Genomic DNA, 23,567 nt, shown 5'->3' with positions numbered 1-23,567 from the left:
CGGAGCTTCCGGGTATGCTCGCCGCATGACCCCTCCGGAGACCGACTGGAGCGCCTTTGATCGCATCCGCCACGGCCGCCGTCGCGAGCAGGTCGCCAGCTTCGTCGACTTCCTCCGCCGCGACAGCGTGAGCCAGGAGCCCGAGCGTGTCCGCCTCTGCGCCGACTGGCTCGCCCGCCGCATGGATGCGCTGGGGCTCCATCCGCAGGTGCTCGAGACCGGCGGGAACCCCGCGGTCTTCGGCGAGCGGCGCGTGCCCGGGGCCACGCGCACGCTGCTCCTCTACTGCCACTACGACACCAAGCCGATCCCGCTCGACGGGTGGCTTCAGCCCTCGCCGGTCGAGCCCGTGTTCCGCGCCGGCCTCGCCGAGGCGGGCGCGGCCATCGTCCCCTTCGAGGCGGTGCCCACGGACGCCCTCGCCACCCATCGCGTGTACGCGCGCGGCGCCTCCGACGACAAGGGGCCCATCTGGTGTCATCTGGAAGCGCTCGCCTGCATGGACGCGGCTGGGCTCGCGCCCCGGGTGAACGTGAAGCTCATCTTCGACGGCGAGGAGGAGATCGGGAGCCCGTTCTTCGGCGACTTCACCGAGAAGCATCGCGAGCTGCTGGCCGCCGACCTAGTCCTCGTCACCGACGGGCCCAAGCATGACAGTGGCCGGCCCACCCTCTCGGGCGGGGCCCGGGGGAACATGAAGCTCGAGCTCGAGATCGAGGCCGCCCGCCGCGATGTGCACTCGGGGAACTTCGTGGTACCCAACGCGGCGTGGCGGCTCAACGGTCTCCTCTCCTCCATGGCCACACCCGACGGCACGCCGCTGATCGAAGGGCTGGAGGAGGACGTGCAGCTCCCCAGCGCGGCGGAGCGTGCGCTCATGGCGGACATCCCCGTGGACTTCGCCGCCCTCGAGAAGGATCTCGGCGTGAAGGCCCCCGCGGATCTGCTGGACCGGCTGATGTTCCATCCCACGCTCACGATCCGGGGACTTCACTCGGGCTTTCTCGGCAAGGAGGCCAACACGATCATTCCTCACCGGGCCACCGTGCTCCTGGACGTGCGCCTGGTGAAGAACCAGACGGTGGCGCGCGTGTACGAGCGCATCGTCGCCCACATCCGCGCCCAGGGCTTCACCGTGCTGGAGTCGCCGGATGAGCCGCTACTGGACGCATTGCGTGGAAACACTGTTCGAATAGTCAGCAAGGGTGGCTACGATCCCGCGAAGACACCGCTGGATCTGTCGGTGTGCCGCGAGGTCATCGCCGCGGTCGAGCGCGCGCACGAGGGGGAGCGCGCCCTGCTCCTGCCCACCCTCGGCGGCAGCGTGCCCCTCTTCGCGTTCACCGACATCCTGAAGCTGCCGACCCTCGTCGTCCCTTACGCCAACGCCAACAACCGCCAGCACAGTCCCAACGAGCACCTCAGGCTCGACCACCTCTTCCAGGGGATACGGACGACGGCGGGGCTGCTGCGCGATCTCGGGTAGCGGCCAGCCACGCCGTTGCCTCGTCGCGCAGCCGCGCTCGCTCCGTGGCGGGCAGGCCCGCGGGATCGAAGCGGTAGCGATAGTGCAGGGTGACCAGTCGCGCCAGCACCGCACGCGACTCGGCGACGGGCGGGAGATCCTCCACGCGCCGCAGCCACTGGGCCGGCGGCTCGGCGGGCCGTCGCCCGAGCCCCAGCTCGGTGAGGCGTGCTTCCACCTGATAGAACTCGGAGTCCGTTCCCGCGCGCGTGCGCGGACTCTCCGGCGCGGGCCGCGTCGCCTCGGCGCGTCGCCGGCGGCGCACGAAGAAGAGCCGCCAGATCAGGATGAGCGTCAGCGGAACGAGGAGCCAGCCGAGCCACGTGGTGACGCCGGCGCGACGCTCGCCGTAGCGCCAGCGGTCGAAGCCGTACCCCGCCCAGGCGAAGAGGTCCGACAGCGGCTGCCACCAGGACGCGTGCTGCCCTTCCAGCTCGCCCCAGCCGGGCGGCGTGGTGTCGAGGTCGCGCCAGGCGCCGTCGAGCCACACGAGCGCCCAGGAGTGGGCGTGGCGGGCGCGCACCACCCAGGCGCCCTCGAGCGGGCTCCACTCCTGCACGGAGTAGCCCGTCGCGTACCGAGCGGGAATGCCGGCCGCCCGCAAGAGCAGCACGGTGGCAGTCGCGAAGTACTCGCAGTGCCCGATGCGCGAGCGGCGCAGGAAATCCTCCAGCACGGACACGTCGGCCTCCGGCTTCGGCCGCTCGAGCGAATAGCGGAAGCTTTCGCGAAAGTATCGGTGCAGCGACGCCACCACCGCCTCGGGCGGCTTCCCCACGAGTCCCAGATCGCTCGCCAGCCGCGCGACGGCGGGCCCGTCCACGATGGGGAGCTGCACATCGGGGGCGCCCGGCGCCCCGTCGAGGTGAGATCGCTCGCCGACCAGCGCGGTGTAGGTGATCAGCCCCAATCCCTCGTCCACCTTCACCGCCCCCAGGCGATTCCGCTCGACGCGCACGGCCGCGAGCCGGTCGATCTCGTAGGGGTCGGCGGGTAGCGCCAACACACCGCGGCCGCGCCGGAGGGATGCGGACACGGTGACACGCGCGCGCGGGGGTCCCCCCGCGCCGAGACGCCACGTCGTGCCGTTTCCCTCCGGCGATACCGGGGCGAAGCCCGCGTCCACCGCCAGCCACGACGGCGTGGCGAACACGTTGTAGCTGGCCTCGCGCAGGAGCAGCGGCGGCCGCGCGCCCTCGCCGGGCTCGACGCGCAGCAGGATCCGGTCGGAGAGCTTGAGCCGCCCGATCGAGCCGATGGCCGTGCTGCTCCGGAACGGATCGGTGTCGCGGCGCATCCACTCCGCCAACCACTCGAGCGCCGTGGCCTCCACCGCCCGCTGCGCGCGATGTAGCCCCACGTGCCCCGCCCAGCCCGCCGCCGCCACCATGAGCAGCAGTGCCGCCCACGTCGCGGGCGGCACGCCCGGCGTCCGCACCCGCCAGAGCGCGACCGCGGCCATCGCGACCGCGCCCAGGTAAAAGCCCTCGCCCCGCACGTTGGCGGCGCTCGCGGCGAGAATGCAGATCACCAGATAGGGGTACCGGAGATCCAGCGTGCGCGGGGCGGGCGTGCCGTCGGCGTCGGCCTTCTTCCGCTGGCTCCAGAGGAAGATGCGCACGTCGACGCCGGGCGTTGTGCTGTAGACCTGGGCTGCGATGAGGGGGAACACCATCAACGGGAACCACTGGAAGATGAGAGCCAGCACGCGGGGAGCGTCCGTGGTCGCCCCGAGATAGACCACGAGGCCGACGAAGATCACCGAGCAGAGATCCGACACCCGGTTGAAGTCCGCGCGCGCCAGGTCCCAGCGCCACGGCAGCAGCCGCGCCCCCTCCAGCAGCGCCGCCATCACACACGCCGCCGGCCAGAGCCCCGTCTGCCAGCCCCAAAACACCAAACCTCCAGCGAGCAAAAGACCCGGAGGAGCACTGGCGACGCGAGCGGAGCCAGTGGCTGTGGGGGGGTCTGAGGGAGGAGCGGAGTTCGCTTCCCCCCAGCCCGAATAATCAGAAATCGGCCGCGCGCTCACACGGGTTGACTTCACAGACGCGCCAGCCCTTCCGCAATTCTGCCGACCTCGAGCCAGTGCGGCGCGAGGGCGTGGTCAGTCGCGCTCGGCACGGGCGGCACGCCGTGCGGCGTGATCACGAGGGTCAGCGTGGGGACGCCCGCGCCGCGAAGGGCTTCCACGAAGGCGCGGCGCTCCGCGTCCCAGGCGAGCAGCACGAGAATGGCGCCGGAGAGCGCGCCGTGCCGCTCGAGCACCGCGCCGCGGAGCGCGGCGAAGGGCTTGCCCACGCAGGGCTCGACGCCGGCCAGGATCTCCAGCATGCGGTCCGCGTGGGCCAGGCCGCGGCCGGCGGTGAAGTAATAGGCCTCGGGCCCCACGAACATCAGGTCGAGCAGGGAATCCTGGCTCGGAATTGCGACCGCGAACGAGGCGGCCACCGACACCGCCTCCTCGAACACGACCGCGGCGTCCGGCTGCCCGAACGTGTCGAGCACCAGCGCGTGCCGCACGAAGAACTCGTCCTGGTACTCCTTCACGATGGGCTTCCCCGCGCGCGCCCAGCTCCGCCAGTGGATGCGGCGCAGCGGATCGCCCGGGCGATAGTCCCGGAGCGACGCGAACTCCTCCGAGTCCCCCACCGAGGCGGCCAGCTGCACCCCACCCTGCTGATACCGGCGTGAGCCCGGCAGATCCAGATCCGGCACCGGATAGCGCCGCGGGAGAATGAGCAGCGACTGCGGCGCGCGGATGCCGACGAAGCCGCGGAAGAGGCCGAAGGGGTCGGGGCGCGCCATCGTCACCCCGACGAGACGGAGCCGCCCGCGGCGCACCGGCACCGCGTCCACGCGCACCTCCACCTCACCGCCCGGCAGCACCGGGGGCACGGCCGCCTCGGTGAAGCGCGCGCCCCGCCGCCGCTCGATGAGCCACATCCAGCGCGGGTAGCCCACCGTCCGGTCGAACCAGTTGCGCCGCTCCTCGCCCGGCTCGCGCGTCGCGAGGAACTCGTCGAGGGACGGACGCGGGTCCTCGGTGTCCTCGAGGAGCACGAGCCCGCGCTGGGACCGGCTGCCGTCGTTTCGCACGGTCACCCGGTACCGGAGCGGCTCCCCCGCGGTCGCGAAGCGGGGCATCGTGCGGTGCACGCTGAGCCGCGCGCGAAAGGTCAGGCTCGCGAGGCCCGCGGCGGTGATCAATGCGACGAGGAAGGCGAAAGCCTGGTACGCGAGGGTGCGATTGGTGTCGAGCCCCACCACCGCCGCCGCCAGCACGCTGGTGAGGGCGAGCGACCCGCCGCGGGTGAAGCGCCGGCTCTGCCAGTGCTGCACCACCCAGGTCCAGCGGAACGCGCGAAAAAGCAGGCGCCGCATGCCGCGCCCGGCCCGGCTAGGCGGGCACCGGCGAGGTCTTGACGATCTCCTCCACGATGCTCTGCGCGGTGACGCCGGTGAAGCGGGCCTGCGAATCGACGACCATGCGGTGCGCCATCACCGGCAGCGCGATTTCCTGGACGTGCTCCGGCGTGACGAAGTCGCCGCCGTCGAGTAGTGCCAGGGCCTGCGCCGCCTTCATGAGGGCGAGCGAGGCGCGAGGGCTCGCCCCCAGGGACACGCCGGCGGCCGCGCGCGTGGCCTGCACGAGGTCCACCACGTAGCGCTTGAGCTCAGGGCTGATGCGCACCGCGCCGACCTGCGTCCGCAGGGCCACCACGTCGTCGATGGACACGCAGGGCACAACCTCGTCGATAGGATGTCCCCGCTCCTGGTCCGAGAGGATCGCCACCTCGTCCTCGGGCGCCACGTAGCCGAGCCCGAACTGCAGCGCGAAGCGGTCCATCTGCGCCTCGGGCAAGGGATATGTGCCCCGAAACTCCACCGGATTCTCCGTCGCGATGACGAAGAACAGGGACTCGAGCCGATGCGTCGTCCCGTCCACGCTGATCTGGCCCTCGGCCATGGCCTCGAGCAGCGCCGACTGGGTGCGGGGCGACGCCCGGTTGATCTCATCGGCCAGCAGCACGTTGGTGAAGATGGGGCCGCGGTGGAAGCGGAAGGCCTGATCGCGCTGGTCGAAGATCGACACGCCCAGGATGTCCGAGGGCAGGAGATCGGGCGTGAACTGCACACGCTTGAACTCCGCCCCGATGGAGCGCGCGAGGGCCTTGGCCAGTGTCGTCTTTCCGGTGCCGGGAAAGTCGTCCAGCAGCACGTGCCCGCCGCTCGCGAACGCGGCCAGGAGCTTTCGGATCCCGGCATCCTGGCCCTTCATGACCCGGCCTATGCTGGCGGCCAGGCGCTGGGAGACCTCCCGGGGCGGGCGCGACGCGGACGTCACCTGATCAGGATGCGGCCCTCCTACCTTTTAGGTCAAGAAAACCCCGAATCACACTCTGGCGGTCGGATATCCGTCCGGGTGCGCCAGGTGCCAGCTCCAGGCCGACTCCACGATGGTGGCCAGGTCCGGCCGGGCCGGGCGCCATCCCAGGAGGGTTTGCGCCCGGGAGGCGTCGGCCACGAGACAGGGTGGATCACCGGCCCGCGCGCCCATGAAGCGCGACGGAATCGGCCGTCCCGTCACCCGGCGCGCCACCTCGAGCACCTCGAGCACGGAGGCGCCCTTGCCGTTGCCGAGATTGATCTGCTCCGAGCCCCGCCCAGCGCGCAGGTGGTCCAACGCCAGCAGATGCGCGTCGGCCAGATCGCTCACGTGGACGAAGTCCCGGATCGCGGTGCCGTCCGGGGTGGGATGATCGCGCCCGTAGATGACCACGCTGGGCGCCGTGCCGCGCGCCGCGGCCAGCACATTGGGGATGAGGTGGGTCTCGAGCGCGTGATCCTCCCCGCGCGTCGCCGTGGCGCCCGCCGCGTTGAAGTAACGCAGGGCCACCGAGCGCAGCCCATAGGCGCGGTCATAGGTCTCGAGCATGCGCTCCATCACGAACTTGGTCCAGCCGTAGGGATTGGTGGGCGACTGGGGCGTGTCCTCCTTGAGCGCCCCCGCGCCCGGGTCGCCGTACGTCGCGCAGCTCGACGAGAACACCAGGCGGCGCACGCCCGCCTTCACCAGGGTGTCCAGGAAGGTGACCCCCTGCGCCACGTTGTTGCCGAAGTAGAGCGCCGGCGCCGTCATCGACTCGCCGACATAGGCGAATGCAGCGAAGTGCAGGCAGGCTTCCAGCGCGTGAGCTCGAGCGATACCGGCGACCAGCCCGGCGTCGCCCACGTCACCCAGATAGAAGGGCACGAGCGGCGCCACCGCCGCCCGGTGGTCTCGCGAGAGATTGTCCAGCACCACCACGTCCTCGCCCCGCTCGCGCAGGGCTTCCACCACCACGCTCCCGATGTATCCGGCCCCGCCCGTCACGAGCACCGCCATGGCGAGGCCTCAGGCGGCCATCCGGCCGGTGAGCCGGAGCTGCTCGGCGATCCAGCGATAGGTCCGGGCAAGCCCGTCTTCCAGGCTCACCGTCGGCTCCCAGCCGAGCACCTGACGCAGACGCGTGTTGTCGCTGTTCCGGCCGCGGACGCCCTGCGGCTTGCTGAGGTCGTGCTGCTTGTAGACGCGCTTGCCGGCGATCGCGCTCACGATGTCGACGAGCTCGTCGATGGTGACCATGCGGTCCTGGCCGAGATTGAGGGGTTCCGCGTGGTTCGACTCCATCAGGCGATGAATCCCCTCGACACAGTCGTCGATGTAGCAGTACGAGCGGGTCTGCTTGCCGTCGCCCCACACCTCCACCACCCCCTCGTCCTCGACGAGGGCGAGCTTGCGGCAGATGGCGGCGGGCGACTTCTCGCGGCCGCCGTCGTAGGTCCCGAGCGGCCCGTAGATATTGTGAAAGCGCACCACGCGCGTCTCGAGACCGAAGTCCTCGCGATAGTGCCGGCACACTCTTTCCGTGTAGAGCTTCTCCCAGCCGTATCCGTCCTCGGGATCGGCGGGATAGGCGTCCTCCTCGCGCAGCGGGGTGACGTCGGGGCTGTCCTGAAGGTAGCCGGGATAGATGCAGGCCGACGAGGTGTAGAGGAGACGCTGCACCCGGTTGACCCGCGCGGCGTCCAGCGTGTGCACGTTGATGAGCTGAGCGCAAGCGCGGCGCCCATCGATACGTGCCGACCCATCATGCCCTATAGATCTCCAGAACTATAGAGCCTCGTCCAGAACTATAGAGCCTCGTCCCCCCGGGCGCCCACGCTCGAACATGGCGCTTTCTCGGCAGCAAGGCATGTGCCACGCCCTTGAACGCAGGCAATGGGTGAGCGATGGCGCGGGCGCGCGTAGCCGACCACGCGCGGCCTGGGTAGTCAGGTACTCAAATCGTCAACGTCGCGCCGGAGCGTCGCAGCGAGACATTACCGCGGCAGTCAGCTTTACCGTGTAGAAGCCCAAGCTACCGGCAGTGGGCTGGCAACTTCGGTGGGACGAATACGAGGCGCTCGCATTGCATCCGTGTTAATGATTCGAGCAATATGTCCGAGCCTCGCGCTTACGACCTCATCGTGATCGGATCCGGGCCCGCCGGCGAGAAGGCGGCCGCCCAGGCCGCGTACTTCGGAAAACACGTGGCCCTGGTGGAGCGCGCACGGTACCTCGGGGGCGCTGGCGTCAACACCGGCACGGTGCCGTCGAAGACCCTGCGCGAGACCGCGCTCTACTACTCCGGCATCCGCCAGCGCGGGCTCTACGGCGTGGACTATCAGCTGGGCGACGACCTGACCATCGGCCACTTCATGCACCGCGAGCGCGAGGTCGTGGACTCCCTCCGCGGCGCCGTCGAGCGCAACGTGGCCCGCCACGGGATCGACCTCATCCGCGGCACCGGACGCTTCGAGGACGTCCATACGGTGGTGGTGAGCGGCGCGCCCGCCGGCGAGATACGCCTCCGTGCGCCGGTGATCCTCATCGCCACCGGCTCCGTCCCCAATCGCGGCACCGATTTGCCCACCGAGGATCCGCGCTTCTACGACAGCGACTCGATCCTGACGATGAACCGGCTCCCCCGGCGCCTCGCCGTGGTGGGGGCCGGGGTCATCGGCTGCGAGTACGCGTGCATCTTCGCCGTGCTCGGCATCGCCGTGCAGATGATCGACGGCCGCCCGCGGCTGCTCGGCTTCCTCGACGCCGAGACCGCCGATCGGCTGCGTCTCCAGATGGAGCTGCTCGGCGTCCGTTTCGCGCTGGGCGACGGGGTGACGGCGGCGCGGACCGAGCCGGACGCGGTGCGCCTCGACCTCAAGAGCGGCACCACGCTGGAGGTGGATGCGGTGCTCGTGGCGGCGGGTCGGCTCGGCAACACCGCCGGGCTCGGCCTCGAGGGCCTGGGCATCGCCGTCGACGACCGCGGGCACGTCAAGGTCAACGAGCACTTCCAGACGCGGGTCCCGCACATCTACGCGGCGGGCGACGTGATCGGCTTCCCCGGGCTGGCCGCGACTTCCATGGAGCAGGGCCGGGTGGCGATCTGCCACGCCTTCGGCTTCGCCTACAAGACGGCGGTCTCGCGCGTGCTCCCCCTCACCGTCTACAGCATCCCGGAGGTGTCGATGGTGGGCGAGACCGAGGAGAGCTGTCGCGAGAGCGGGCGCCCCTACTGCGTGGGGCGGGCGGAGTATCGCGGCAACGCGCGGGGCCAGATCGTGGGCGACCTCGCCGGCCAGGTGAAGCTCGTCTTCGACCCGCGCGACCGCCGGCTGCTGGGCGTGCACATCGTGGGCGAGGACGCCGCCGAGCTGATCCACGTGGGGGTGATGGTGCTGCAGGCCCAGGGTAGCATCGACGCTTTCATCGAGGCCGTCTTCAACTACCCGAGCCTCGGAGAGGCCTACAAGTACGCGGCGTACGACGGGCTGGGCGCGCTGGCCCGACGTCGCTCGTGACCGTCGCGCGGGCCCTCGCGCTCGCCATCTTCCTCATGACCTACCTCGGCCTCGCCCTGGGCCGGGTGCCGGGCTTCCGCATCGATCGCACGGGCATGGCCATCGTGGGCGCGGCCGCCGCGGTGGCCACCGGCGCCATCGCCTGGGACCGCGCCGTCGCGGCGGTGGACGCCCACACGCTCATCCTGCTGTTCGGCATGATGGTGGTGGGCGCCTATCTCCGCCTCTCGGGCTTCTTCGCGCTCGTGACGCGCGAGACCGTCCGCCTCGCGCGCACCCCGGTGACGCTGCTCGCGCTCCTCGTCGTCGCGGCCGGCGTGCTCTCCGCCCTCTTCGTCAACGACGTCGTGTGCCTCGTGCTCGCGCCACTGGTCGTCGATCTCGCGCGCCGCCACGGCCTGCCGCCCGTGCCCTATCTCATCGCGCTCGCCACCGCCTCCAATGTCGGTAGCGTCGCGACCCTCACCGGTAATCCGCAGAACATGCTGGTGGGGAGCTACTCCGGGGTGAGCTATCGCGCGTTCCTGCTCGCGCAGGCCCCCGTCGCTCTCGTCGGTCTCGCCGCCGTGTTTCTGGCGGTGTGGGTCACGTACCGGCGGCAGCTGCCCGCCTTCCTGGCCCCGGTGGGCCCGGACGAGCGGCTGGCCCTCCACTATCCGCTCATGTGGAAGACGAGTGCGGTCGTGCTCGTCATGCTCGTGGGGTTCCTGTCCGGCGTGCCGATCGCGCTGGTGGCCATCGCCGGGGCGGCCTACACGCTGATCACCCGGCGCGTGAAGCCGGAGAAGGTCTACGCCGAGATCAACTGGGGCCTGCTCGTGCTCTTCGCCGGGCTCTTCGTGGTCATCGGGGCGGTGGAAGACTCCGGCCTGGCGGAGGAACTCCTCGCCCTGGCCCGCCGGGCCAACCTCCATCAGCCACCCGTGCTCATCGCGGTAACGGCGGCGCTCTCCAACCTGGTATCCAACGTCCCCGCGGTGCTGCTGCTCAAGCCCGTCATCGCGACCCTCGGCGACTCCCAGCGCGCCTGGCTCCTCGTGGCCATGGCCTCCACGCTCGCCGGCAACCTGACCCTCATCGGCTCGGTGGCGAACCTCATCGTGGTGGAGGCGGCGCGCGAGGCGCGCGTCGAGATCGGCTTCACGGAGTACGCCCGCGTGGGCGTCCCCCTCACGCTGGTGACGCTGCTCTTGGGTTGGGCGCTGCTCCGCTGAGCGTCGCTACTCGCCGCTCTGGGCGATGAGCTTGGCCACGAGCCCCGTCCAGCCCGTCTGATGGCTGGCGCCGAGGCCGGCCCCCGTCTCCCCGTGGAAATACTCGTGGAACGGGATGAGGTCGCGCCAGTGCGGATCGCGCTGGAAGGTCTCCACGCTGCCGAACGCCGCGCGGCGGCCGTCCGGCCCACGCAGGAAGATGCGCGAGAGGCGGCGCGAGAGCTCCATCGACACGTCCCAGAGATTCATGCGCCGGCCCGATCGTGTCGGGCATTCGACCGCGAGCCCCTCGCCAAGGAACCAGTGGAACTTCTGCAGCGACTCGATGAGGAGGTAGTTCACCGGAAACCAGATCGGCCCGCGCCAGTTCGAGTTCCCGCCGAAAAGCGGGATCGACGACTCCGCCGGCTCGTAGTCCACCCGGTGCTGCATGCCGTCGAGCTCGAGGACGTAGGGGTGCTCGCGATGATAGCGGGACATCGCGCGGATCCCGTGCGGCGACAGGAACTCGCCCTCGTCGAGCATGTAGCCCAGCACGCGCGGCAGCTGGGGCTGCGTCACGATCGAGAGGAGCCGGCGGATCTTTCCATCGAGCCGCTGCGCTTCCACGATGTGGTCGGCCAGATCCGGACGATTGTCCACGAACCACTGCATGCGCCGCTTGAAGCCCTCGAGGCGGTCCACCTGCTCGGGCTCGAGGGTCTCGACAGCGAACAGCGGGATCAGCCCCACCATGGAGCGAACGCGGAGGGGAACGGGATCGCCTCCGTCGCCGTGGAGCACGTCGTAGTAGAAGCCGTCCGCCTCGTTCCAGAGGCTCACGCCCCCGTCGCCACCCAGATGGTGCATGGCGTGGGCGATGTACATGAAGTGCTCGAAGAACTTGCTGGCCACGTCCTCGTAGGCGGGGTCCTCCTGGGCCAGCTCCAGCGCGATGGCCAGCATGTTGAGCGAGTACATGCCCATCCAGCTGGTGCCGTCCGACTGCTCGATGTGCCCGCCCGTGGGCAGCGGGGCGGATCGATCGAACACCCCGATGTTGTCCAGGCCGAGGAAGCCGCCCTGGAACACGTTGTTGCCCTCGGCATCCTTGCGGTTCACCCACCACGTGAAGTTCAGCAAGAGCTTGTGGAAGACCTTCTCCAGGAACTGCCGGTCACCCTTGCCGCGCAGCCGCCGCTCGATCTTGTAGACTCGCCACGCCGCCCACGCGTGGACGGGCGGGTTCACGTCGCCGAAGTTCCATTCGTACGCGGGGATCTGCCCGTTCGGGTGCATGTACCACTCGCGCAGGAACAGGATGAGCTGCGCCTTGGCGAACTCGGGATCGAGCAGGGCGAGCGGGATCGTGTGGAAGGCGAGATCCCACGCCGCGTACCACGGGTACTCCCACTTGTCCGGCATCGAGATCACGTCTTCGTTGTAGAGATGCGTCCACTCGTGGTCCCGACCGGCGGTCCGCGCGGGCGGCGGCGGCGGCTGGGTCGGGTCGCCGGCGAGCCAGCGGCGCACGTCGAGGTGGTAGAACTGCTTGCTCCAGAGCAGGCCCGCCGCGACCTGGCGCATGACGAGGTGGGCGTCCTCGGAGCGCTCGCCGGGCAGCAGCGCCTTGTAGAACGCGTCCGCCTCTTCGCACCGAGCGCGCATGACGGTGTCGAAGGCCGCCCCGAAGGGACCCGCGGCGGGAGCGCGATCGCTCAGCCGGAGACGTAGCACCGCCTCGCCCCCAGGCGGCACGGTGACGCGGTAGTGCGCGGCCACCTTGGTCCCGACCTGGGCGGGGTTCACCGCCGCCATATGCCCGCCCACGATGGCCAGGCCGATGCCGTCCTTGACGTAGGGCGTGGCGTTGGGGGTGTCGAAGAGGCGCGCCGTGTTGGTCTCGTTCTCGGTGAAGAGAAGCGGCGGCGCGCCCTCGCAGAAAAGTCGGCGCGCGCCGAGCGTGGGATGCTCGGCGTCCACCGTCACGTGATCCGCTCCCCGCACGCCCGCGGCCAGCCGTGGCCGCTTGACGCCCACATCCCAGGCCCACGTGTTGCGGAACCAGAGCGTCGGCGCCAGGTGCAGCTCTACCGCCTCGGGGCCGCGATTCGCCGCGGTGATGCGCACGAGGATGTCGTCGACGGCAGCCTTGGCGTACTCGACGGTCACGTCCCAGTAGCGGTTGCCCTCGAAGACACCGGCGTCGATCAGCTCGAACTCGGGGACGTCGCGGCCCCGGCGCCGGTTCTCCTCCACCAGCCCGGCGTACGGGAAGGCCGCCTGTGGGTACTTGTAGAGCCCTTTCATGTAGGAGTGGGTCGGTGTCGAGTCGAGGTAGAAGTAGTACTCCTTCACGTCCTCGCCGTGATTGCCCTCGGTGCCGGTAAGGCCGAAGAGGCGCTCCTTGAGGATGGGATCGCGGCCGTTCCACAGGGCGAGCGCGAAGCAGAGGCGCTGATGGTTGTCCGAGATGCCGAGAATCCCGTCCTCGCCCCAGCGGTAGGCCCGCGACCGCGCGTGATCGTGGGGGAAGTAGTCCCATGCGTCGCCGTGGGGGCTGTAGTCCTCCCGCACCGTCCCCCACTGGCGCTCGGCGAGATACGGCCCCCAGCGCTTCCAGTGCGCGGTCCGGGCGTCTGCCTCCGAGAGCCGCCGGACCTCTGCGCCGCCGTTCGCCATCGTTCACCCCCTTCTCAGGGAATCAACCGCAGGACGTGGCCGTCGGGATCTCGCACGGTCACGCTCGACGAGGCGCCCAGCGCGGCGTCCGGGAGCTCCACCACGCCCGGCGACAGGAACGATGCTCGCCGTCGCTCCAACCGCGCCGCCGCCGCCCGTAGGTTACCGACGGCAAGGCCCGTATGCCAGTGCATCAGATCGTTCGCGCGGGCATCGGTCGGCATGGGGCGCCCGTCGCCGGGCGTCACATACTCCAATAGCTCGATGCCGGGCCCGGCCGCCGCCCGCAGCGTGGTGATGCGGAGGCGGGCGCCGAACACGTTGTTCAGGTGCTCTTGCTCGGTCCCGTAGTTCTCACTCCTACCGGCGACGGCGAGCCCCAAGGTATCCCGATAGAATCCCAGGCTCGCCTCCGTGTCGGCGACCACGATGGCCGTGTGGTCGATGCCGAGAAAGAGCGCCCCGAACCGCCGCTGCCAGCGCGGGTCGCCCTTGCCGGGCGGGAAGGCGATGACTTCCAGCACGTGGCCGTCCGGATCCTTGAAGTAGAAGGCCTGGATGCCGCCGGCGCTGGGATTCCAGTCAGGCAGCCGCTGGGGCCCCGACGAGGCGTGGCGCACGCGATGCTCGCGCAGCCGACGATAGGCCGCGTCCATGTCGCTCACCACGACCGCGATGTGCTGGAACCAGCGGTCCTGGCTGCGCGAGTCCGGCGGCATGGGGCGCCCCGTCGACGGCGCCAGATACTCCGTTAGCTCGATGCGCTCCTCCCCCAGGCGAAGCCGCGCCATGCGCATGCGGAGGCCGAACAGCCCCTGAAGGTGCTCGTACGCCTCGCCCGTCACCTCCGTCTCCCCTTCCTTCTCGAAGCCCAGGACGCGGGAGTAGAACTCCACCGAGCGATCGAGGTCGGAGACGGTCATGCCGACCACGGTGACCGCGGCGGCGCGCGGCTCACCGACCGCCGTGCCGGGCGCCTGGGCCGAGGCCCCACCAACCTGGCCGAGCAGGACCAAGCACAGCGCGCCCATCGCGTAGCCGCACTTGAAGATGCAGCGCTGCCCATGCGTGTGGTGGAGCTTCGCGCAGATGACGCCGCGCGGTCCGGCCAGGCGGCGATAGGCTTCGGCGGCGAGGAGCATGCCCACAGGGGGCGCGATGAAGTAGAGCCAGAGCGCGTGCCAGACGCGCGCGCCCAGCGCGGAGGCCAGGGTGCGAGCCGGATTCATGCTCATCCCCGAGAGCGGCGCCTCGAGCGTGATGCACGTCGCCACGAGCGCACCGGCGAAGAGCCCGGTGAAGGGCGCGACGGGTGTCGCGTTGGACGCCGCCAGCACCACCGACATGAGCACGAAGGAGATCACCGCCTCCGCCACGAACGCCACCAGGACGCCGGGCGCGCCCGGCTGCGTCGCGGCGTGATTCACGGCGGGGTCATCGAGCAGGCCACCGAGCGCGAGCCCGGCCACGGCGACACCCGCCGCGCCGCCCAGGACCTGGGCCAGCACATAGAAGCCGGCGTCCCAGCGCGCCACCTTCCCGAGGCGCAGGAAGGCGAGCGTCACGGACGGGTTCAGGTGTGCGCCCGAGCGCTGTCCCCATCGCGAGTAGACGAGACCTGCCGCGGTCAGGCCCATGGCGAGCCCCATGAGCACCCGCCGCAGGATCGGGGTCGCGATCGCCTGTCGCACGGGCGAGGCGGGATGCTCGATGAGGGTGACGAAGAGGCAGGCCGAGATCATGAAGAGCCCGAGGCCTGCCGCCTCCATCAGATACTCCGGCCAGTGCCGTCCCAGCGTGTCCCGCATGGCGAGGCTCCCGGGGCGCGCGCTCACGCGAGGCGCGTCTTGAGGTGATCGGCGACCCGCAGCGCGTTGGCCATAACCGTCAGGGCCGGATTCACCGCGCCGCTCGAGGGGAAGAAGCTCGCGTCCACGACGTAGAGGTTGTCCACCTCGTGGGCGCGGCAGAACGGATCCAGCGCGGACGTCTGCGGATCGCGGCCGAAGCGGATGGTGCCGTTCTGGTGCGCGACGCCGGCCAGCGGGATACGCTCCCCGACGAACAGGTTCCGCGCGAAGAGCCCCTGGTGGCACTCGTCACCGTGGATGCCGCACTTGGTCTGCTGCTGCATCAGCCGCTCCAGCGTGGCGATGAGGTGCTGGTGGCCGGCGGTGTTGTTGGGCGTGTAGTGGAGCACGATGCTGCCGTTCCGGTCGAGGGTCACGCGGTTGTCGGGATCCGGCAGGTCCTCGGAGGTGAGCCAGAAGTCGAGCGAATGGCGACCCATGAGCTCGAGGGTCCACCCCGGCGCGAGAGCGGGGGCGCCGGCCTTCAGGGTCTGACCGTCGACCTTGCCCACGAACGAGATGTGGCCCATGGGGAAGTCCCAATCTCGGGATCCCCAGTAGAAGTCGTTCAGGGCCAGCGTCTTCTGGAACACCGTCGGATTCGGGCAGCGCGACAGCGCCAGGTGGACGGAGTTCACGTGCCCCATGTAGTGCCGGCCGACCACGCCCGAGCGGTTGGCGAGCCCATTCGGATGCATGCCGCTCGCCGAGCGGAGCAGGAGCGCCGCCGAGTTGATCGCGCCGGCCGACACCACGACGATGTCCGCCGAGTGCACCTCCTGCCGGCCGTCGCGCCCCACCACGATGCGCGTCACCTCGCGCCCGGAAGCGCTCGTCTCCAGACGCTCCACGTAGGCTCCGGTGAGGAGCATCACGTTCGGATGCTCCAGCGCGGGGTCCACGCAGACCACCTGCGCGTCGGACTTGGCGTTGACCAGGCACGGATGTCCGTCGCACGTGGCGCAGCGAATGCACGCACTCTTCCGCGGGCTCCGCTCGTTCAGCATGATCCCGAGGGGCACGGGGAACGGCTGGAGGCCTTGACGCATGAAGTCCTCGGCGAGGGCCTGGATGCGGGGCTCATGGCTCACCGGCGGATGCGGGTACGGCGCGCTGGCGGGGGGCTCCGTGGGATCCGCCCCGCGCTGGCCGTGCACGTGGTAGAGGCGCTCGGCCTGCGTGTAGTAGGGCTCGAGCTCGTCGTACCCGATGGGCCAGGCGGGGGAGATCCCGCCCCAGTGCCGTACCTCGCCGAAGTCCTCGCGGCGCAGGCGGAACAGCGCTGCGCCGTAGAACTTCGTGTTGCCGCCCACGTAGTAGTTGGTATGAGGGTGGAGCTCCCGCCCCTGCGCGTCGCGCCACACCTCCTTGGTCTGGTACTTCCCCTCGAGGTTCACCGCGCGCGTGCTCCAGTTGTCGCGCTCGCGCGGCACGTAGCCGCCGCGCTCGAGAAGCAGGATGCGCTTGCCGGTGGGGGCGAGGGCATAGGCCAGGGTGCCGCCACCCGCTCCGCTGCCGATGATCGCCACGTCGTAGTGCGCCATGTCTAGCCTCCGCGCGCGAACTCGGGATAGAGCGTCATTCCGCCGTCGACGAAGATGGTTTGTCCGTGGATGTAGTCCGAGTCGTCGGAGGCGAGGAACACCGACACCTTGCCGATGTCGTCGGGCTGGCCGATGCGGCCGTAGGGGATCAGCTGCAGCAGCTCCTTGAGCGCGGCCGGCGTCTCCCACGCGGCGCGGTTGATGGCGGTCTGGATGGCCCCCGGCGCGATGGAATTGACGCGGATCCGGTGGGGCGCCACCTCTTGGGCGAGCGATTCCATGAACGCCATCACCCCGCCCTTCGACGCGGCGTAGTTGACGTGGCCCGCCCAGGGAATGCGCTGATGGACCGACGAGATGCAGATGATCTTGCCCGCCGCCCGCGACACGTCCTTGCGGATGCCCCGCTCGATCATGCGCCGCACCGCCTCGCGCGAGCAGAGGAACATGCCGGTGAGGTTGACCTCGATCACGGTGTTCCACTGCTGGAGGGTCATGTCGGCGAAGGCGGCGTCCTTCTGGAGCCCCGCGTTGTTGACGAGGATGTCGATGCCGCCCCATGCGCCCGCCATCTCGGCGAACATGGCCTGGACCTCGTTCTCGCGCGAGACATCCGCGCGGATGGCGAGCGCGCGTACGCCGCGCGCGCGGATGTCCGCGGCCACGCGCTCGGCCACCTCGGGATTGGTCACGTAGTTCACCACGACGTCCGCGCCGGCCGCGCCCAACGCGCGCGCCACGCCCTCGCCGATCCCCGAGCTGGCCCCGGTCACCAGCGCGGTCTGTCCCTTGAGCAGCTGTGCGTTCATGGTCTCCCCCGGCATGTCCCTTGGACACACCATCAGGCCGTGGCGGTGCGATCGAGCAGGAGCTCGGCCCAGCGCGCGGGGGGAATGGCCTGGGCGGCGGCGGCGACCCGCGGATCGAATTGTTTGCCGGCCTCCGCCCCCACCAGCGCCAGGGCCTCCGACACCTCCCACGCGTGCCGATCGGGACGATCATGCGTGAGCGCGTCGATCGTGTCCACGACGGCGAAGATCCGCGCGGCCAGGGGGATCTCCTCCCCACCTAGGCCCTGCGGATAGCCTCCGCCGTCCCAGCGCTCGTGGTGGCTGCTCACGACGTCGAGCGCCGGCGTCAGCAGCGCCACGGGCTCCAGGATCTCCACGCCAGCGACGGGATGCCGCTCGACAACGGTCCGCGCCGCCGGCGACAGGGGGCCGGGATGGGCGAGCACTGCCTCGGGCGTCTGGACCTCACCGATGTCATGGAGCCGCGCGCCCAGCTCGAGCGCCTCCAGCTGGGCGGGCGTCAGGCCGAGGCCTGCCGCGACCGCGCCCGAGGCGGCGGCCAGGCGGTCAAGAGATCCTGTCCGGCCGTCGCGCGCTTCGAGCGCCCGCGTGAGCACCTCCACCACGCTCCGCTGGGACACTCGCAGCCGCTCCACCATGAGGTGCAGCACGTTGGCCAGGAGACCGATCTCGTCGCGCGTCCGGACGGTCCGGCGCGGCATGAGATCGCCTTCCACCACGCCGTGCGCGAGAGCCTGCAGGTCGGCGAGCGGGCGGGTGATGTGTCGGGCCAGCGCCACGCTGGCGATCAGGGCGAGCGCGGCCCCCACGAGGGTGCTCCAGTAGAGCCGCCGCCGCACGGCGTCGCGGGCGCCCAGGTAGGTATTGGCGCGGAAGTCTACCGCCAGCACCGCGACGATCGTCTGCGAGCCGTCGCGAATCGGCGCGAAGGCGCTGATCCACGCGCCGTCCGCGCCAGTGTAGATGTCCGTGAAACCCGGCGTGCCCTCGACGAAGGCGCGACGGACGACCTCCTGGATGCCGGGCTGGAGATGATAGTCCGACCCCACCGCGCCCAGGCCGTTGCCGACGACGCCGAGGCGCGCGTGATCGGCCTGGACATCGGTCAGCGTGTAGAGCGATTCGTCGAGTCCGTTGGCCTCCTGGATCAGAAGCAACCGATCGCGGATGGCCGCGTGGGCGCCTCCATCCCGACCGAGCCGAGCGTGAAGATCGCCGTCCACGAGCAGGCTCCCCGTGCGTGCGATGTTGAGGAGCAGGGCGCCGAGCGACCGCCGCAGCTCGGCATCCTCCGCGCGGTATTGCACGAAGCCGCTGACGAGGATCCCGGCGCCGGCCAGGAGCGCGAAGGCCGCGGCCAGCCGGACGGCGAGGCGGCGCCAGAGGGGCAGGCGGACGGCTGGAGCTTTCATGGGCGTCACCTCGGGGCCCCGGCCCCTTCCTCCATCGACAGCTCGGACACGTCTCGCTCGAAGAAGAGCTCGACCGTCCAGTCGAGCACGACGCGGAGCCGCTGAGCCAGGGTCGGAAGCTTCAACATATAGACCGTCTTCCACATGAGCCACGCGGGGAAGCCGTAGAGCTTGAGCCCGCGCAGGTCCGCCACGGCCGTACGGCGGGAGAGGGGCACCATCTCGCCCAGGAGCCGGAAGGCAAAGGGTCGAGCGGGACGCCCGGTCAGCTGCGCCTCGATCACCTGCGCCAGCGCCCGCCCCTGGCGCAGCGCCACCTGCGCCGTGGCGGGATAGGGCTGTCCCGAGTGGGGGTCGATCTGGGCGGCGTTGTCGCCGAGGGCGTACACACCCGGCGCGCCCTCCACTTCGAAGCGCTCGTTCACGATGAGACGCCCGTCCTTCGACTTCGGCAGGTCGACCGCCGCGACCACGGAGCTCACGCGGTTGCCCGCGGTCCAGATGACGCAGCGGCTCTCGAGGAGGCGGCCGTCGGCGAGCGTGAGGCCTTCGGGCGAGACGCGCGCCGCCCGGCCAACCTCGAGCTCGATCCCCCGGGCGACCAGCCGCGCCTTCGTGTAGGCGGCCAGATCGGGCGCGGTCTGGGGCAGCACGGCGCTCCCCACCAGGACGAGCCGCACATCCTCCGGACGGATCGTCGGGTAGTGGCGCACCAGGATGCCGCGCGCCAGCTCCTCCACCGCCGCCGCCAGCTCCGTCCCGGCGTGACCCGCGCCCACGACCACGAAGGTGAGGAGATGGCGGCGTGTCCACGGATCCTCCGTGAGGGCGGCGGCCTCGAAGAGGTCGATCAGGTGATTGCGGATGCGGATGGCGTCCCCCGCGCTCTTGAAGGTGAGCGCGTGCTCGGCGGCCCCTGCGGCCAGTGCGGTGTTGGGGCTGGCGCCGAGCGCGATGACGAGGCGGTCGTAGTATACGCGCTGCCGCACCACCGAGCGATGGTGACGCACCGTCACCTGCCGTCGCGCCAGGTCCACCGCCTCCACCTCCACCTCCCCGAACTCCACGCCCCACCGACCGCAGAGGGGACGCAGGGGATGCACCACGTGGCGGCTCTCCACCGCGCCGGTCGCGGCCTCTGCGAGCATGGGAGTGAAGAGGAGGAAGTTGCGGTTGCTTAGCAAGGTCACGTGGACAGGGAGCTGGCCGGAGCAGCGCCGCCCCAGCTCGAGCGCCGCGGTCACCCCGGCGAAGCCACCGCCCACCACGACGATGCGCGGCGCGAGCGACGTGGAGGGCCGGGCCAGGATACGCCCGCTCGCCCGCGCCCCCTCGGCTTTCCCGATTTCCATGGCCCCTTGGACTCGCCGCGGGGTACGCCGGGTTCGCCGCGGGCCCTGATCCGTCCCCGCGGATCTCCCGACCGCTTCGGGGCGTCCAAGGCGCGGAGGAGGACACGTCATGGCCCTGCTGGTCGCGGGAATGTTGGCCGCCTTCGCGGTGGGTTTCGTGCTCTGCGCCGTCTTCACGGTCGGGAGGTCGGCGGATTTGACGGCGCCGTGACAAATCCCCGGCTCCGTTCGGTGAACCTTGCGGGGAAGCCCACGTGTCCAAGAGGAAGCAGTCGGCCCCAACCCATGAGGAGGAAACGCTCATGAACAAGACGTCCAAGGCCGCCGTGATCTCCGCCGTCGCCGCCGCCCTCAGCCTGCCCTACTTCTCGCTGGCTCAGGCCGGTCCGGCTCCGGTGCCCAAGTTCGAGTCCGAGAAGTGCTACGGCGTGGCGAAGGCCGGGAAGAACGATTGCCAGACCGCCAACACGTCCTGCGCCGGCACGTCCAGGAAGGACAACCAGGGCGACGCCTGGATCTATATGCCGAAGGGCTCCTGCGACAAGATCGTGGGCGGCAGCCTCCAGGCCAAGCGGGCGTAGGGCGCGCCCTCACCGCGGGACGGGTGGCGCATGCGCGGCATGACGGGCGGGACGCCGGCCAGGGCCGGCATCGGGCTCCGCGCCCCGCATGTCGACGAGATCCTCGCCACCCGTCCCGACCTCGGCTGGCTGGAGGTCCACGCGGAGAACTACATGGGCGGCGGCCCCGCCCTCGCCACGCTGGAAAGGCTCCGCCGGGACTATCCCGTCTCGCTCCACGGTGTCGGGCTCTCGCTCGGAAGCGCCGAGGGGTTGAACCTCGAGCATTTGGCCCGGCTCCACGCGCTCGCCGACCGGCTGGCCCCTTGCCTCGTGTCCGAGCACCTGGCCTGGAGCGTCAGCGGCGGCGTGTATCTCAACAATCTCCTGCCCCTGCCCTGGACTGACGAGGCGCTGATCGTTGTAAGCGACAACGTGCGGCGCGCGCAGGATCGGCTGGGGCGGCGCCTCCTCGTCGAGAACCCGTCGAGCTATCTGCGATTCCTGGACTCGCCGATTCCCGAGGCGGAGTTCGTCGCCGAGCTGACGCGCCGCACCGGGTGCGGGGTGCTCTGCGACGTCAACAATCTCGTCGTGAGCGCGGCCAACGTCGGGCTCGAGCCGCTCGCCTATCTGGATGCGTTGCCGGCCGACGCGGTCGATGAGATCCATCTGGCCGGTCATGCCGAGAACGACGCCGATGGCGTGACCGTCCTCATCGACGACCACGGTTCGCGCGTGCGGCCGGCCGTGTGGGACCTCTACGACGCGGCGCTTGCCCGCTTCGGCAGCGTCCCGACCTTGATCGAGTGGGACACCGACCTGCCGGCCCTCGCCGTGCTCCAGGACGAGGCCACGGCGGCGGAGCGCCGGCTCGCGGCGTCGAGCGACGCGCGACACCATGCTCACGCTGGCTGAGCTGCAGCGGCTCATGGCCGCCACGCTACTCGGCGGCGATGCGGAAGCCGTCGGCGTCGTGGTGGCGCCCGACGGCCTCTCCCCCGAGGCGCGCCTGGCCATCTACCGGCACCACGTGCGGACGAGCCTCACTGCCGTGCTCAAGGACGTCTACCCCGTCGTGTGCCACCTGGTGGACGATCGCTTCTTCGGCTACGCCGCCGACGCCTACCTCCGCGGCGAGCCGCCCGCGGAGCCTCGGCTCTTCGTGTACGGCGCGGGCTTCGCGGACTTCCTCGCGGGCTTCCCGCCTTGCCACGGGCTGCCCTACCTGCCCGACGTCGCGCGCCTCGAGTGGGCGCTGCACGCGGCGTATCACGCGGCGATGGTGGACGCGCCCGAGGCGCCGGCGCTGGCGGCCGCGCTCGGGGCGCTCACCCCGGACGAGACGGCACGCGTCGTCTTCACCGTCGACCCGTCAGCCCGGTACCTGGCCTCACCGTATCCCGTCGATCGCATCTGGCGCGCCAATCAGCCCGGCGCCGACCCCGAGGCCCGCGTCGAGCTCGACGCCGGGCCCGTCCACCTCGAGGTGCGGCGCGTCCGGAACGAGGCTGTGCTCCGCAGTCTCGCCCCCGCTGAATGGACGCTGCGCGCACGGCTCACCGCGGGCCAATCGCTCGAGGACGCGGGCGCCGAGGCCCTGGCGGCGGACGCCCGGCTGGATCTCGCCGCCGCCCTCAGCGCGCTCTTCACCGAAGGCTTGCTCGTCGACTTCACGCTCAACCCAGTACGAGAGGAGACTCATCCATGCTGAACACGCAGACCATGTCCGCCGTCCCGGCCTCGGGGCTCCGCGCACGCATCGCCACCCTCACCGGCTTGCTGGGGCGGGTGCCACTCGGCGTCCTGCAGCTCGCATTCCGCCTCGCCATCGCCACCGTGTTCCTCAAGGCGGGGCTCAACAAGCTCGCGTCCTGGGAGATCACGGTGCAGCTCTTCCGTGACGAGTACATGGTGCCGGTGCTGCCGCCGGAGATCGCCGCGACCATGGCCACCACCTTCGAGATCGGCTGCTCCGTGCTGCTCGTCGCCGGCCTGGCGACACGGCTGGCCACGCTGCCACTGCTCGGCATGATCTGCGTGATCCAGCTCTTCGTGTATCCGGGCGCCTACTCCGAGCATCTGACCTGGGCCTCGATCCTGGCCTTCCTGTTGACTCGCGGCGGCGGCCCGATCTCGCTCGACCGCCTGCTCGGTCTGGAGCCCACGCAGAATTGACACCCTCGTGACAAGCAGCCGCCCCGGTGAGAGCACGATGAGACCCGTGGCAGTGAACTCACCGTGTCCCCTGGGAGGGTGACGACATGCGAATGGCTTCGAGCGTAGCGATGGCGCTGGCAGCGACGATGGCGTTCGGCTCGGGAGTCTGGGCGCAGGCCCCGGCGATGAGCGACAAGGACAAGATGATGGAGAAGGACAAGATGATGGAGAAGTCCGGCGCCATGCCCATGGAGAAGGGCAGCATGGAGAAGGGCAAGGCGATGGGTGAGAAGGGCAAGATGATGGACAAGGGCGCGATGGATGGCGATAAGATGCCCGACAAGAGCATGATGCAGGACAAGGACAAGATGGAGAAGAAGCCCTAGCATGGCGCGCCGACCTCTCGCGTCCCTGCTCCTGGCCATCGGCCTCTTCGGGGCCGGCTCGCCGGCCGGCGCATTCACGGTCCGCGCCGGCGACGCGGCGCCCGAGATTACCGGCGAACGCTGGATCAACAGCGCGCCCTTGTCCATGGCCGGCCTCCGCGGCCGGGTCGTGCTCGTCGAGTTCTGGACGTTCGGCTGATA

Annotated in this window: 19 protein-coding genes and 1 pseudogene; 9 read left to right on the top strand and 11 right to left on the bottom strand. The window is 70.4% G+C overall.

From position 1 onward, the window contains the following. Positions 1–25: 25 nt before the first annotated feature. Positions 26–1,486, top strand: a complete 1,461-nt coding sequence (locus tag VFX14_18135) for a M20/M25/M40 family metallo-hydrolase (GenBank protein ID HEU5191609.1) — start codon at positions 26–28, stop codon at positions 1,484–1,486. Here the strand turns inward: VFX14_18135 and VFX14_18130 are convergent. From VFX14_18130 to VFX14_18110, 5 genes and pseudogenes are all read right to left on the bottom strand, one after another. Then, complete coding sequence (locus VFX14_18130) at positions 1,422–3,422, bottom strand: transglutaminase domain-containing protein (GenBank protein HEU5191608.1); 2,001 nt, start codon at positions 3,420–3,422, stop codon at positions 1,422–1,424. The two genes, VFX14_18135 and VFX14_18130, sit on opposite strands and share 65 nt — an antisense overlap. Positions 3,423–3,568: 146 nt before the next feature. Continuing rightward, the gene (locus VFX14_18125; protein ID HEU5191607.1) at positions 3,569–4,909 is read right to left on the bottom strand and encodes a DUF58 domain-containing protein; all 1,341 of its coding nucleotides are present in this window, start codon (positions 4,907–4,909) and stop codon (positions 3,569–3,571) included. A 16-nt stretch (positions 4,910–4,925) separates the two neighbouring features. Beyond that, positions 4,926–5,807: a MoxR family ATPase gene (locus VFX14_18120; protein ID HEU5191606.1), complete on the bottom strand. Its 882-nt coding sequence runs from the start codon at positions 5,805–5,807 to the stop codon at positions 4,926–4,928. Positions 5,808–5,921: 114 nt separating this feature from the next. Continuing rightward, complete coding sequence (gene galE, locus VFX14_18115; GenBank protein ID HEU5191605.1) at positions 5,922–6,914, bottom strand: UDP-glucose 4-epimerase GalE; 993 nt, start codon at positions 6,912–6,914, stop codon at positions 5,922–5,924. Between the two features lie 9 nt (positions 6,915–6,923). Next, a pseudogene (locus VFX14_18110) lies at positions 6,924–7,616 on the bottom strand (NAD-dependent epimerase/dehydratase family protein). Between the two features lie 392 nt (positions 7,617–8,008). Here VFX14_18110 and sthA point away from each other — a divergent pair. Both sthA and VFX14_18100 read left to right on the top strand, forming a co-directional pair. Next, complete coding sequence (gene sthA / locus VFX14_18105; GenBank protein ID HEU5191604.1) at positions 8,009–9,415, top strand: Si-specific NAD(P)(+) transhydrogenase; 1,407 nt, start codon at positions 8,009–8,011, stop codon at positions 9,413–9,415. Then, entirely contained in the window at positions 9,412–10,629 is a 1,218-nt protein-coding gene (locus tag VFX14_18100) for an anion transporter (protein HEU5191603.1), read from the top strand. Before sthA ends, VFX14_18100 begins: the two co-directional genes overlap by 4 nt. A gap of 6 nt (positions 10,630–10,635) precedes the next feature. Here VFX14_18100 and VFX14_18095 read toward each other — a convergent pair whose 3' ends face one another. Genes VFX14_18095 through VFX14_18070 form a run of 6 tightly spaced genes read right to left on the bottom strand, consistent with a single transcriptional unit; the run spans position 10,636 to position 20,260 of the window. Beyond that, positions 10,636–13,290, bottom strand: coding sequence for a glucosidase (locus VFX14_18095; GenBank protein HEU5191602.1), 2,655 nt, complete (start codon positions 13,288–13,290; stop codon positions 10,636–10,638). 14 nt (positions 13,291–13,304) lie between these two features. After that, positions 13,305–15,125 (bottom strand): VOC family protein, encoded by a 1,821-nt coding sequence (locus tag VFX14_18090; protein HEU5191601.1) that lies wholly within the window; start codon positions 15,123–15,125, stop codon positions 13,305–13,307. After that, the gene (locus VFX14_18085) at positions 15,122–16,684 is read right to left on the bottom strand and encodes a GMC family oxidoreductase (GenBank protein HEU5191600.1); all 1,563 of its coding nucleotides are present in this window, start codon (positions 16,682–16,684) and stop codon (positions 15,122–15,124) included. Before VFX14_18085 ends, VFX14_18090 begins: the two co-directional genes overlap by 4 nt. A gap of 2 nt (positions 16,685–16,686) precedes the next feature. Further along, positions 16,687–17,493, bottom strand: coding sequence for an SDR family oxidoreductase (locus tag VFX14_18080; GenBank protein ID HEU5191599.1), 807 nt, complete (start codon positions 17,491–17,493; stop codon positions 16,687–16,689). Positions 17,494–17,525: 32 nt separating this feature from the next. Next, positions 17,526–18,908 (bottom strand): HD domain-containing phosphohydrolase, encoded by a 1,383-nt coding sequence (locus VFX14_18075; GenBank protein ID HEU5191598.1) that lies wholly within the window; start codon positions 18,906–18,908, stop codon positions 17,526–17,528. Between the two features lie 5 nt (positions 18,909–18,913). Next, entirely contained in the window at positions 18,914–20,260 is a 1,347-nt protein-coding gene (locus VFX14_18070) for an NAD(P)/FAD-dependent oxidoreductase (GenBank protein HEU5191597.1), read from the bottom strand. Between the two features lie 302 nt (positions 20,261–20,562). Between VFX14_18070 and VFX14_18065 the strand changes: the two genes are divergently transcribed. The 6 genes from VFX14_18065 (at position 20,563) to VFX14_18040 (ending at position 23,565) form a co-directional block, all read left to right on the top strand. Continuing rightward, positions 20,563–20,841 carry a DUF2282 domain-containing protein gene (locus VFX14_18065; GenBank protein ID HEU5191596.1) on the top strand — a complete coding sequence of 93 codons (279 nt, stop codon included), beginning with the start codon at positions 20,563–20,565 and terminating at the stop codon, positions 20,839–20,841. Positions 20,842–20,871: 30 nt separating this feature from the next. Then, complete coding sequence (locus VFX14_18060; protein ID HEU5191595.1) at positions 20,872–21,738, top strand: DUF692 domain-containing protein; 867 nt, start codon at positions 20,872–20,874, stop codon at positions 21,736–21,738. Continuing rightward, positions 21,722–22,534: a DNA-binding domain-containing protein gene (locus tag VFX14_18055; GenBank protein HEU5191594.1), complete on the top strand. Its 813-nt coding sequence runs from the start codon at positions 21,722–21,724 to the stop codon at positions 22,532–22,534. Before VFX14_18060 ends, VFX14_18055 begins: the two co-directional genes overlap by 17 nt. Next, positions 22,528–22,998 (top strand): DoxX family protein, encoded by a 471-nt coding sequence (locus tag VFX14_18050; protein ID HEU5191593.1) that lies wholly within the window; start codon positions 22,528–22,530, stop codon positions 22,996–22,998. The genes VFX14_18055 and VFX14_18050 overlap by 7 nt, the downstream gene beginning before the upstream one ends. An 86-nt stretch (positions 22,999–23,084) precedes the next feature. Next, positions 23,085–23,366 carry a hypothetical protein gene (locus VFX14_18045; GenBank protein HEU5191592.1) on the top strand — a complete coding sequence of 94 codons (282 nt, stop codon included), beginning with the start codon at positions 23,085–23,087 and terminating at the stop codon, positions 23,364–23,366. A 1-nt stretch (position 23,367) separates the two neighbouring features. Beyond that, positions 23,368–23,565, top strand: a complete 198-nt coding sequence (locus VFX14_18040) for a hypothetical protein (GenBank protein HEU5191591.1) — start codon at positions 23,368–23,370, stop codon at positions 23,563–23,565. The last annotated feature ends 2 nt before the right edge of the window (positions 23,566–23,567 follow it).

This window comes from Candidatus Methylomirabilota bacterium, from assembly GCA_035764725.1.
GTDB lineage: Bacteria > Methylomirabilota > Methylomirabilia > Rokubacteriales > CSP1-6 > DASRWT01.
The sequence above is the reverse complement of the archived record's forward strand: the minus strand, read 5'-3'. Positions and strand labels throughout refer to the sequence as shown.